13 protein-coding genes are annotated in these 11,568 nt (G+C 51.4%); 2 read left to right on the plus strand and 11 right to left on the minus strand.

Going from position 1 to position 11,568, the window contains the following annotated elements; all coding sequences use genetic code 11:
• Positions 1 to 54: 54 nt before the first annotated feature.
• The 10 genes from rsmI to RW092_RS11430 all read right to left on the minus strand — a co-directional run bounded on the left by rsmI (position 55) and on the right by RW092_RS11430 (position 7,653).
• Complete coding sequence (rsmI, locus tag RW092_RS11385) at positions 55 to 939, minus strand: 16S rRNA (cytidine(1402)-2'-O)-methyltransferase (RefSeq protein WP_028539760.1); 885 nt, start codon at positions 937 to 939, stop codon at positions 55 to 57.
• Positions 936 to 1,691 (minus strand): tRNA1(Val) (adenine(37)-N6)-methyltransferase, encoded by a 756-nt coding sequence (locus tag RW092_RS11390; protein ID WP_316010242.1) that lies wholly within the window; start codon positions 1,689 to 1,691, stop codon positions 936 to 938. Before RW092_RS11390 ends, rsmI begins: the two co-directional genes overlap by 4 nt.
• 69 nt (positions 1,692 to 1,760) lie before the next feature.
• The gene (locus RW092_RS11395; protein ID WP_016314715.1) at positions 1,761 to 2,132 is read right to left on the minus strand and encodes an initiation-control protein YabA; all 372 of its coding nucleotides are present in this window, start codon (positions 2,130 to 2,132) and stop codon (positions 1,761 to 1,763) included.
• Between the two features lie 50 nt (positions 2,133 to 2,182).
• Positions 2,183 to 2,983: a PSP1 domain-containing protein gene (locus RW092_RS11400; protein WP_016314716.1), complete on the minus strand. Its 801-nt coding sequence runs from the start codon at positions 2,981 to 2,983 to the stop codon at positions 2,183 to 2,185.
• Between the two features lie 150 nt (positions 2,984 to 3,133).
• The gene (holB, locus tag RW092_RS11405) at positions 3,134 to 4,114 is read right to left on the minus strand and encodes a DNA polymerase III subunit delta' (RefSeq protein ID WP_316010243.1); all 981 of its coding nucleotides are present in this window, start codon (positions 4,112 to 4,114) and stop codon (positions 3,134 to 3,136) included.
• 24 nt (positions 4,115 to 4,138) lie between these two features.
• The gene (locus RW092_RS11410; RefSeq protein WP_016314718.1) at positions 4,139 to 4,582 is read right to left on the minus strand and encodes a YaaR family protein; all 444 of its coding nucleotides are present in this window, start codon (positions 4,580 to 4,582) and stop codon (positions 4,139 to 4,141) included.
• A gap of 115 nt (positions 4,583 to 4,697) precedes the next feature.
• On the minus strand, positions 4,698 to 5,027 hold the full coding sequence (locus RW092_RS11415; protein ID WP_009226367.1) for a cyclic-di-AMP receptor: 330 nt from the start codon (positions 5,025 to 5,027) through the stop codon (positions 4,698 to 4,700).
• A gap of 52 nt (positions 5,028 to 5,079) precedes the next feature.
• The gene (gene tmk, locus RW092_RS11420) at positions 5,080 to 5,730 is read right to left on the minus strand and encodes a dTMP kinase (RefSeq protein ID WP_028539758.1); all 651 of its coding nucleotides are present in this window, start codon (positions 5,728 to 5,730) and stop codon (positions 5,080 to 5,082) included.
• Between the two features lie 55 nt (positions 5,731 to 5,785).
• Positions 5,786 to 7,324 carry an aminotransferase class I/II-fold pyridoxal phosphate-dependent enzyme gene (locus RW092_RS11425; RefSeq protein WP_316010246.1) on the minus strand — a complete coding sequence of 513 codons (1,539 nt, stop codon included), beginning with the start codon at positions 7,322 to 7,324 and terminating at the stop codon, positions 5,786 to 5,788.
• Positions 7,325 to 7,467: 143 nt separating this feature from the next.
• Positions 7,468 to 7,653, minus strand: coding sequence for a sigma factor G inhibitor Gin (locus tag RW092_RS11430; protein ID WP_016314721.1), 186 nt, complete (start codon positions 7,651 to 7,653; stop codon positions 7,468 to 7,470).
• A 214-nt stretch (positions 7,654 to 7,867) separates the two neighbouring features.
• On the opposite strand from RW092_RS11430, the gene RW092_RS11435 reads away from it, so the two are divergent.
• Positions 7,868 to 8,395, plus strand: a complete 528-nt coding sequence (locus tag RW092_RS11435) for a hypothetical protein (RefSeq protein WP_028539756.1) — start codon at positions 7,868 to 7,870, stop codon at positions 8,393 to 8,395.
• Positions 8,396 to 8,535: 140 nt separating this feature from the next.
• Here RW092_RS11435 and RW092_RS11440 read toward each other — a convergent pair whose 3' ends face one another.
• Positions 8,536 to 8,967, minus strand: coding sequence for a hypothetical protein (locus tag RW092_RS11440; protein ID WP_316010244.1), 432 nt, complete (start codon positions 8,965 to 8,967; stop codon positions 8,536 to 8,538).
• A gap of 415 nt (positions 8,968 to 9,382) precedes the next feature.
• On the opposite strand from RW092_RS11440, the gene RW092_RS11445 reads away from it, so the two are divergent.
• Positions 9,383 to 11,296, plus strand: a complete 1,914-nt coding sequence (locus tag RW092_RS11445; protein WP_316010245.1) for an amidase family protein — start codon at positions 9,383 to 9,385, stop codon at positions 11,294 to 11,296.
• The last annotated feature ends 272 nt before the right edge of the window (positions 11,297 to 11,568 follow it).

Raw genomic sequence — 11,568 nt, forward strand, 5'->3', positions numbered from 1 at the left:
CCCCTTTTTTGGCTGGATTGGATAATATTTCATGATTTCGGAGAGAAGTGGGGGCTACAATAATTGATTGTAGATATCCCGCTTAGCAACCCCCCGGTCGGCCGCGGTTTTTTTCATGGCTTCCTTCCGCGACAACCCTTCTTCCGTTTCGTAATGTCGGACATGCTCCTCCACCGTTAGCGCTTGCCACCAAGCATCCCGCTTCTCCTTCACCTGGTCGGGATGGGCTCCTTCCACCACGAGGCAATATTCGCCCAGCGGCGGATGCTCCTGCAGCCAAGCCAAGCAATCATGAATCGTCCCCCGAGCCATTTCCTCATAACGCTTCGTTAACTCTCTCGCTAGTACAATACGCCGGTCTCCCCAAACCTCGAGCAGAGACTCCAACGTTTTGATCAATCGATGCGGTGATTCGTACAGCAACATCGTTCCCTCTTGATCCTCAAGCGCCTTCAACAACCGTTCCCGATCTTTATGATCTCTTGGCAAAAATCCTAGGAACGTAAATCGATCCGTGGGCAAACCGGAAACGATGAGCGCCGATAACGCCGCGTTGGCTCCCGGCACGGGAACGACTGCAATCCCTGCCTCCAGCGCCAGCTTCACAAGATCACTCCCGGGGTCGGAAATCGCCGGCAGACCGGCATCGCTGACTAACGCTAAATTTTTTCCTTCTATTATAAAACGAATTAATTCTGGGCCACTGGCGGCCTTATTATGTTCGTGATAGCTTAGCAATTTGCCCGGAGAAATGTCGAAATGCGTTAACAGCTTACGTGTCTGCCGCGTATCCTCCGCCGCGATAATGTCCACCTCTTGCAAGGTACGCACGGCCCGGTAGGTCATATCCTCCAAATTCCCGATGGGCGTCCCCACCAGGAACAACTTGCCGCTGCCCTCCGCTGTATTTTCAAAGCTCTTCTGTACTTGAACGTTCATGCTCTACCCTCTTTTGGCCCGTAATAGATATTCATGATTTCTTCGCAGTATTCCCCGTTTTCATTATATACGATCAATGGCGGCAGTACCCGCACATCCGGCTTGCCGTCCCGCAGCGCCTCGATCAGCACCATGTTCGCTTCCGCTCCCGCTCTTGGATGCACAAACCGGATCACCTTCGGCTCTAGTCGATATTGGCGCAGCAACGTCATAATTTCCCCTAATCGCTGCGGTCTGTGAACCATCGACACCTTGCCTCCGGGCCGAACCAGCCGCATCGACGCAGCCGCCACTTCCTCCAAACTGCAGTGAATCTCATGCCGAGCGATCGCCTGATACGAATTCAGCTTCGCCTCGCCGCTGGTCACCGGCATATACGGCGGGTTTACCGTAATGGCATCGTACGCCCCGTGCCCCGTCACCTTCACCAGCTCGCGTAAATCCCCTTCGTGAATTTCGATCCGGTGTGTCAGCCCGTTCATTTCCACACTGCGGCGAGCCATATCAGCAAGCCGCGGCTGGATCTCAATCCCCTCGATCTTCGCTTCCGTCCGCGTGGAGAGCAGCAACGGGATTACCCCATTGCCGGTGCATAAATCGAGGATTTTACCGTATTTCGGCACTGGTGCGAACCGGGCCAACAACACGGCATCCATCGAGAAGCTAAACACCTCGTCGCTTTGAATGATATGTAAATCATGGGTCAGCAGGTCGTCAATCCGTTCCTGCTCATAAATAGGTACTTGGTTCATTGATTTGGAACTCCATCCTTTTTTTCAGCCTAAATTTAAAAAAAACCGCAGGGACACCCCCACGGTTCATTATTTATTCAAAAACGACAAGCAGAACAGGCAGTCACCTTCGGTGCGCAGATGCCCGTAATAAACATTGCAAATATGAAAGCCCTCATGATAAAGACGTGCTAAGTTATCGTAGCCTTCACCGACGACGTCAATCGCTTCTTTGCCAGCCGGAACCGGACTATCGGTTCTGACCGACGCCGGCATGGGCAGCGGCCCTTCGGTGCTCTCCCGCTTTAATATTTTGCGCAGCTGTTCATTCTCAAGGCGAAGCCGCTGGTTCTCTTCCACCAGCTTCTTGACCTCCAACATGAGGCTGCTCAAATCGCCGTGTACTTTTCCCATTTGCGTTTCCAGCGCCTGCATACTTGTGAAAATGTCCTTGTTCTCCAAGTTCCCACCCCAGAGTCATCTCTAGAATCTATCTTGAAAAAGATCTTCTTTTATTTCAGGACGACATCGTCCAGCGGAAGCTCCTTCACTTTCCCAATTTCGAACAACTGTACATGTACGGTTCGGCTGCCGGCGTTGAGTCCAACGACCTTACCGTCACCCAGCGAAGTAACGACGATTTTGCCTACGGATGGAAGTTCTTCTTTGGTGCTTTCGTAGTTGTCATGCTCGAACTTCAGACAGCACATCAGACGACCGCATAATCCTGAGATTTTCGTAGGGTTCAGCGACAAGCTTTGGTCCTTCGCCATCTTGATCGATACCGGCTCAAAATCCCCCAACCAGGAGGAACAGCAGAGCACGCGTCCGCAGGGGCCGATCCCGCCAAGCATCTTGGCTTCGTCCCGCACGCCGATCTGTCTAAGCTCAATCCGGGTCCGGAAGATACTGGCCAGATCCTTCACCAACTCGCGAAAATCCACACGGCCTTCTGCCGTAAAGTAGAAGATAATTTTATTGCGGTCAAACGTAAATTCCACGTCGACCAGCTTCATTTTCAAATCATGATCTTTAATTTTATTTAAACATGTGACAAAGGCATTCTTTGCCGCAAGCTTGTTCTCCTCGACAACTCGGGCGTCGGCTTCATCGGCGATCCGAATTACCTTCTTCAGCGGAAGGACGACATCGGATTCTCCAACCTTCTTCTTGCCGACCACCACTTTCCCATATTCGATCCCCCGAGCAGTCTCAACAATAACGTGTTGATCTTTCTCTACCGGGAGGTCCAACGGATCGAAATAATAGATTTTGCCCGCCTTCTTAAAGCGGACGCCCACTACAGTATACAAAAACTAACCCCCTCGTATAGCTCTACAAGACTGGCGAACCGCAACTCACGAAAGCAGCGCGATCCAAAGAAACTATTACATTCCCTGCTCTTTCAGGGGAGAAAGTTTCATGCGAAGTCATAACGACCTGGTGTCATCTAGGTGCAGGTCTTACCGTTGTCCATCCACGGCAATCAAAAACTGCTCTACGCAGAGATTGGCATTCATATGCTGCCGCAGCTTCTTCTTGCTCTCTGCAGCCAGCGCCATGGCCTCAATCCACTGTTCTGCACTGCGGCTGGTACAATGTTGATTAATAAACTGAAGCTCATCTATGAAAACGATTTGATCATGTTTATGATAGAGCGCATGGATCATATCTTTGAACCACAAATGGAAAAGGCTGAACAGCATGTCCAAATGATCGGTCAACCCGGATTTGAACAATACCTGCTGCGCCGTAATTAATGGAGAGCCGCCACGGCCTGCGATCTCCTTTCCTAATTGTAACACTACGTTTCGAACTTCTGCAAACCAATTCTGCTGGATTAAATCACGGCATGGACCCAGTCCTGCCGCGAGATGAACGGCACTGCGAGCCAAGGTTGTCGAAAATCCCTCGTTCGCCAATATCTGGAGCATCGTCTCCGGATTCACTGGAGAGAATGGAATCCATTGGGCGCGCGATTGAATTGTAGGGAGCAAAGCTCGTCCATTATCCGACAGCAGAATTGCTACGGCCGGAGATGGCGGTTCCTCCAGAAATTTGAGCAAGCTGTTGGCCGCTTGCACTGTCATTTTTTCGGCTTCGTCAATAATATAAGCCTTAGGATTCCCGCTCTCCGAACGGTAAGAGAAAATCCGCTGCAGATCGCGGATTTGTTCGATTTTAATCGTTGCCCCGTCGGGCTTGATTGTAAACAAATCGGGATGATTGCCATGCAGTACCTTCCGGCACTCCAGACACTCCCCGCAAGCATCGTCTCCGCCCCGTGTACAGAACAACGCCTGGACGAAGGCCATGGCCATTTCCATCTGCCCGCTTCCAGGCGGTCCACTAAATATATAGGCATGGGAGATTTCCTGGCGCCGCAGACTGCTTTGCAGCAATTGTTTGGCCGTCTCCTGCCCAATGATCTCTTGAAATGACATCTCTTCTGCCTCGTCCTTTCAAAGCTAGAAAACCAGATTAATCAGCATGCCGCGGATCTCGCCGATCTTTTGCAACAGCTCGATCTTGCCTTGCTCCGTCTCCAGCAATTCGTCTGCCATCGCCAGCAGCGCAGCATCCACTTCATCAAGAAGCTTATAACGCTTCCCACGGCCGCGGCGGTCCCAGCCTCTGGATTCTTTGATGCCCACACCCCGCCGAACCGTATCCTCGAGAAACCGCTTGACCATCATCCGGTACGCCTTCAGCTCCCGAACGGTCATGGACCGGGCAAGCCGGTCCCCTTGCATTTGAATCTCCTTAAATCTCCGGTTCAATTCTTCTTGGGTCGCCTGCTGCCCATGCCGCTGCATGACGTCGGCGAAGCTTTTCGACTGTACCGGCTTGGCAGGGCTGTCACTCACCCCCAAGCCGCTTTTGAGCGGCCGGTATCCCGGATCAATTTTCAAAGCGTCCACCGCCTATAATTGAATAGATAGAATGAATGTACGATAACATCGAAGCCTCGAATCGGCTTCTAGTAATTCCCTCGTGAAGGGAAGATCACTTTTTTGATTTCATCTATTAGAAGTGTTCGAAACGGTCTACTGGAAGCACAAACACCGTCGCCCCGCCCACTTGCACTTCCACGGGCAACGGCAAATACGAATCGGTTGTACCGCTCATCGGAGTAACCGGGGTTACTAATTGTTCCCGCACTTTACAACTGTTACGGATCACTTTCAATACGTCATCCACTTGATGGTCGTCTACACCGATCATAAATGTGGTGTTCCCCGCCCGAAGAAACCCTCCGGTACTCGCCAGCTTGGTTGCCCGATAGTTTTCTTTCACGAGCGCGCTGGATAGCCGGTTGCTGTCTTTATCTTGGATAATCGCAACAATCAGTTTCATTTGCAGTACCTCCTTATTTTATAAAAATGTACCATACTAACCTATTTGACACCTAGGCTAGGATCTCCTTTATTGCCGCATAAAGATGCCCGCGGATCTCCGCTGCAACCTCTTCTTGACTGCGAGAAGCATCTATCGTTTTGATCCGATCCGGATACATCCCGGCGAGGATGTGGTATCCTTCCCGAACCTTTTGATGAAAATGCAGGCTTTCCATATCCAGTCGGTTCACTTCACGTCCGGCACCTGCAGCGATCCGGGCCAACCCCACTTCCGGCTCAATGTCGAGATAGAAAGTGAGATCCGGAAACCTTCCCTTAGTGGCAAAAAGATTAATCTTCAGCACTTCCTCGATCCCGAGCCCACGAGCATGCCCCTGATAGGCCAGGCTGCTATCTATAAAACGATCGCAGAGAACTGTAATTCCACGCTCCAGGGAGGGCTCCACCTTCTCCGCCAGATGCTGTCGCCTTGATGCGGCGTATAACAGTGCCTCGGTCCGTGCATCCATCGCCGTGTGCTGCGGATTTAAGATCACCTCACGGATCTTCTCCGCAATTTCGATGCCGCCAGGTTCCCTCGTAGAAATAAAGTCCACACCTTGTTCCTTAAGCAACTGTTCCATTTCCCGCATGACCGTCGTTTTGCCGGAGCCATCCCCCCCTTCAAGCGTAATAAATAATCCCTTGGCTTGATGGTTCATCTAGTTCGTTCCCTGCTTTCTTCTCCAAAAATCATGTACAAGTATATGCTTAGGTTTACCCTTTCTTGACTTGAATCGTATGCAACCGCGGGTCGGCCGGCCCCTGACACTTGGCTCCTGAATCCCTCAGCAGCCGCAGCCGTTGCCTTACCGTTTCGGTAATGATCTCCCCGGGGTAGAGCAGCGGGATGCCCGGAGGATACGGAATGATCATTTCCGCCGCTTGCCGACCGAGACTTTCCTCAACAGGGATCGCTTCGATCTCCCCTGGAATCAGCGGCGTAAGGCTAAACGGTACAGGCCCAGACACCTCCGACAAATGCCCTCCCTGAACTGAATTGTTCCACGTGGAAAGTTCATTGGCCGAACCTGTTGGGGAAACGAGACCCCCTCTCACCGTTTTCCCCAGTGAATCGGCTTCGGCATTAGCGATGTGATCCAGCGCTTGCAGCAGCCGATCGGCATCTTCCATCGTTGTTCCCGGACCTAGCGCCAGGACCACAAAGCGGTCATCGCTCATCTCCGGCACGCAGCCTTCGGCTTCGAGCCGCTCTTGCAGTTCATACCCGGAGAGGGCTGCGGATGCATCGAATATCACAAGCTTCAAAGGATCTTGGATAGTATATGCAGCAGCCTCTCCGCTGGCGCCCGGCGGTTCAACAACGCCGAAGCGCGATTGCTTGGCCAGGCCGCGCCGTAGATGCGCGGCCGCGGCGAGCCCGCCCTCGAAGAAGGCGGGGCCCTGTGCCCCCAGCAGGCTTCGGCTCAGATCGAGCGAAGCCATGATGGGGTACGACGGGCTGGAGCTCTGCAGCATCGCCAGCCGCTGGCGCAGCAGCGTGCGGTCGAGCAGCCCGCCCTGCACGTGCAGCATCGCGCCCATCGTGAGCGCGGTCAGCATCTTGTGCGTCGACTGCACGACGCCATCGGCCCCCGCGGCCAGCGCGCTCTCCGGCAGCGCCGGGTGCTGACCGAAGTGGGCGCCATGCGCCTCGTCGATGAGCAGCGGCACCCCGTGCGCGTGGCACAGCTCCGCCAGCGGCTGCAATGGCGCCCCCATCCCATAGTAGCTCGGGTGCGTGAGCAGCACCCCCTTCGCGCCGGGATACCGGCGCAGGGCTTCACGCACCGTTGCTTCGCTCGGGATGGTAGCCAGGCCGCTGCCCGCATCCAGCTGCGGCGCCAAAAACACCGCGTGCGCGCCCGCCAGCATTAATCCGTGGATGACGGATTTATGCACGTTCCGCTGCACGAGCAGCACATCCCCTGGAGCGGTACACACGCTCAGGATCAAGGCCAGGTTGCCAGCCGTACTACCGCCAACCAGAAAAAAGGTCTCTTCCGCCCCAAACTGGGCGGCAGCCAGCTGCTGCGCCTCGCGGATGACGCCCTCGGGATGATGGAGATCATCCGTCCCGGTAATTTCCGTCACGTCGATTTCCATCACGCGGGCCAATTCCTCTATCCCCTTCGCATGACCGCGCAAAGCCTGTCCATTTTTATGCCCCGGGACATGAAAGGAAGCATCCTTTTTCACCTGATACTGCTGCAAAGCCTCAACCAAAGGGGCCCTTCCGTAATGTTCCTCTGCCATTTCGATTCCTTCCAACACTGGGTTAACCTGATCTTTATGTGATTGCATTCATTGCTTCATTTCATTTTACCGTTAGTTCACCCACTAGAGCAATATAAAAGGACCTGCTCCCCAAAATGAACAGGTCCTTTTATCCGGCAGTGTTATGCATTTTTTTGCACCCAGATCTGCTTCATTTGATGAACAAAGAAGTGGTATTTCTCCTCCTGCACGTCGGTGCGCACCATTTCAGCTTCGCAAGCATCGCAGATAAATTCAGAAACGATATGAATACCCTCCGTCTTCGGCTCTCCACATATAATGCAGGTGCTAACCCGCGACTCATCCATGTCCGATCCCACCTTGTCTTTTTTACTATCAGTATGACACAGATTCTACTATTTTAAACCTTTTCATAGTTCGCTTCCTACTTTATCTTATGCCGACAGCCAGAGCCCCGTGTTTGTACGCGCCGTCTTAATTATTCTTGGATTCTTCCGATATATTAAGAAGAGCTAGTCCGCGATGTGCGGAGCTGATGAAAAATGGGAGGAGGAGCAACGCTTGAAGTCCGCTGAAACCGAAAGCCAAGCGACCTTTTATCACTACACCTTGCTCAAAAAGAAGGTTTTACCGAAGTCGCTCATCTATAGCTTAGGCATACTCCCCGTCATATGGCTGGCAGCCGAGACGATATTCATATCCTGGACCAGTATCTTCTTCTTCCTATTAGCCCTACCGGTCATCTTATGGATCCAATATGTCATTTCCCGCTCCGTACTGATGATCGTCAGCCACTCCTATCGCAAGCGCTGGCGGTTTTCCCGACATATGCCATGGATTGGTTATTCACCTGATCAATACGTCTCTTATCCCGACTATCGCCGAGTCCATCTTCATTCCGCTTGGATCGGTTGCTGTATTATCGTGATTCTCATCCCTTGGTCGCCGGTCTCCTTTGTGCTCTCTTTAGTGTTCTGGCACCTCTGGCTGATGATCCCGCGATCGATCGTGCTTGCTACCCTTCGTGGACAACGTAAAGACGGGATGATCAAGATCACTGGCCTCGAAATTGCTTACTATAGGCAATAATTATGTTTATATACTCGATGTGAAAAAAGCCTGCTCCCTGCACAAATGCAGAGATCAGGCCTTTTATTTTCTTTAGCACATTCCATTACCGGGCTTGTCCGGTAGAGGGGCAGTTGCCTTTTCATATCCGAATTCTGATGCTATGGGCTGCTGCTTTCCAACCCTTGAATGACGGTTTTCGATTCTTTTTTCGGGACTAATACAGTAAAAGAGTTATCATGAAGCGTCAATTGAACAATTTGCTTCCCCTTCTCGTACACCCGAGTTGAACCAGTACTTTCCTCTTTCTTCTCCTTCCATCCCCACTCCTCGATTACCTTCTGATAGGCCTCAGGGATCTCACTGCTATCCTTAAGTCCGGTTAGTCTATAATTAACATAGTCCATCTTCGAATTATTAAGAGACGTATCCGTTTGGTTGGCCTCTTTAGGAACAGGGAAATTCTTCTCAACCGTTGCTCCTACATAATCTGTCCACGAAGGCTCGGAAGACGCACAGCCTGCGATGACTACCATCATCATCAAGACTCCCCACATGAAGCATAAGGAAATTCTAACTCCTCTTCGCTGCATGATCCATTCCTCCTTACCCTGCCTATATACTGAAAAATACTTCCTGTTGTCATTCTGATATAGATTCCGGATAGGCTAAATGCCCTAGATGCTAATTTACCAATCTAATTATAACGGGTGACGTCCCCCTGTCGGTAACAAAAAGGTTACATTCCATTTGGTAGAAACTGAAAATAATACAGTTAATTTTCTGAAAAAGGTAATGAATGCGTTATGTTTACGTTAGGTTATATAACATTTTAGATATATTTATGATATTTTTTAATGGGAGAAAACCTAAGTAATCCTTTGATTTATTGTGATATCCCTTGATGTATACGTTTTATTAGATAGTTCTCATCTTTGTCAATATATCTAACATGAATTTATGATGGTTTCACATAAACTTTAAATTTTCACTTGGAGGGGAAATCTTATGAATCTTTATCGACGAGGCCTGAAACTAGGAAGCGCCGTCCTACTGACCTCTGTCTTGGTCACAGGGCTTGGAATCGGACAGCTTCCACAAGCCCAAGCCGCTTCAGGTACAGCCAAGGTTACAGCAAGCCAAACCTTTATCACCGGCGACCAATTTTACCAAGCGATGAAACAGGCGGCAACCGAGGCGGGAGGCTCCTTCACGATGCCGGAGGTCTCCAGTAACCGTGTGCTCCGCAGCCAAGCGGCTGTACTGCTTCAGCAATGGCTGGAGCTCGAGGATGCCGCTGAATCCTTCAGCGATGTTCCAGACCAAGCTGCTTACGCGGGAGCTGTTGGAGCCGTGAAGAAGGCCGGGCTTATGAAAGGCTATTCGGATACCTCTTTCCTGCCTGGCGCCCCTCTCACTGCCGACGATCTCGAGCGACTGCACGACCGTGTTGTCAGTTACCTAGCTCCTTTTATCCTTCCGGAAGCCACGATTTCTAAACTTCAGCTGGCTATGGAACAAGGCAAGATCACTTCTAAACAACTCGTACAAATGTATCTCGATCGAATCGATAAATATGATGATCAAGGGATTTCCCTGCAAGCTGTCCTTTCAGTTAATCCTGACGCACTCAGCATCGCCGAAGCGTTGGACCAAGAGCGCGCTGAAAAGGGACCTAGAGGACCACTGCACGGCATTCCGATCCTTGTCAAAGACAACTTTGACACCGCCGATATGCCGACGACCGCAGGCTGTCTTTGCTTGAAGGAGTCGATCCCTCCGCAAGATGCAGATCAAATTGCCAAGCTCAAAGAAGCCGGCGCGATCATCCTAGGCAAAACGAATCTTCATGAGTTTGCTTTTGGCATTACCACATCAAGCTCGTTAGGCGGCCAAACGAAAAATCCATATGCCCTTGACCATTATCCCGGCGGCTCCAGTGGTGGTACCGGAGCAGCAATTGCCGCCAACTTTGCCGCTGCCGGCCTGGGCACGGATACTGGAGGTTCCATCCGTATCCCGTCCAGCTTCAACAGCTTGGTTGGGATCCGCCCAACGATTGGCTTATCCAGCCGTGATGGAATTATCCCACTCGCTTTGACGCAAGACGTAGGAGGCCCAATCGCCCGGACAGTCGAGGATGCAGCGATCCTGCTCGACGCCACAGTTGGTTATGATCCAGACGATGTCGCCACCGCCTACAGCGTAGGCCGTATTCCTGCGAGCTACACCGACTTCCTTGACGTCAATGGCTTGAAAGGCGCACGGATTGGCGTAGCCACGGAACTCTTCCCGGAGAACAACGATCAAGAAAAAGCTGTCACCGAAGTCGTGTCCAACGCGGTGAAAGAATTAGAAGCCCTTGGCGCAACCGTCGTGAATATTAAGATTCCAAATCTTGAGGAGATTATGAAATATCCAAGCTTAAGCGGCTACGAGTTCAAGTTCCAATTAAACGATTACCTCGAGGAACTCGGTGATAAAGCCCCTTACCACAGCCTGGCTGAAATCATCGCCTCTGGAGAGTACGATAAATCTCAAGAGCAATCGATGAAGGCTCGCGAGGCCCGAGAAACGCTGGACACTCAAGAATACAAAGACATTGTACTGAAACGCACCAGCCTTACCCGAGACTCCCTACTGAAGGTGATGGCCGACTATAAACTCGACGCGATTGTGTACCCAACCAGCACCCAACCACCAGCATTGATTGGTGAGGGCCAATCGTCCGGTAACAATAATCGCTTAAGCCCATTCTCGGGATTCCCTGCCATTACGGTCCCTGCCGGATTTACCAAAGACGGTCTCCCCGTTGGCATCGAGTTCCTGGGTCGCGCCTTCGATGAAGGCACACTCATCAAACTAGCTTATAGCTACGAACAAGGCACTCATCACCGTCACGCCCCTGCACTCACGCCATAATTCTGTTATATGAGATTACTTTGGAGAGCACTACCGGATATCGGTAGTGCTCCTATGTGTTTGTAGCAACGTTCTATCGGGCTTCAACACTTCCGCCACTCCTCCACGTGCGATTCCTACAAATTAAGCCTAACACGCCGGTCTTTGCGTGCACGCCACGCGATTCCTGCAAAAATACAGTTATTTGGGAATCGAATTGCTGTTTTGCGTAAAATAACTGTAAAAGCCCTAAGGCCCCCTAAATAAACTGGAGTCCTCCCCTACAAGGATTT

It is taken from the genome of Paenibacillus sp. 3LSP, assembly GCF_032465655.1.
In the GTDB taxonomy this organism is placed as follows: domain Bacteria; phylum Bacillota; class Bacilli; order Paenibacillales; family Paenibacillaceae; genus Fontibacillus; species Fontibacillus barengoltzii.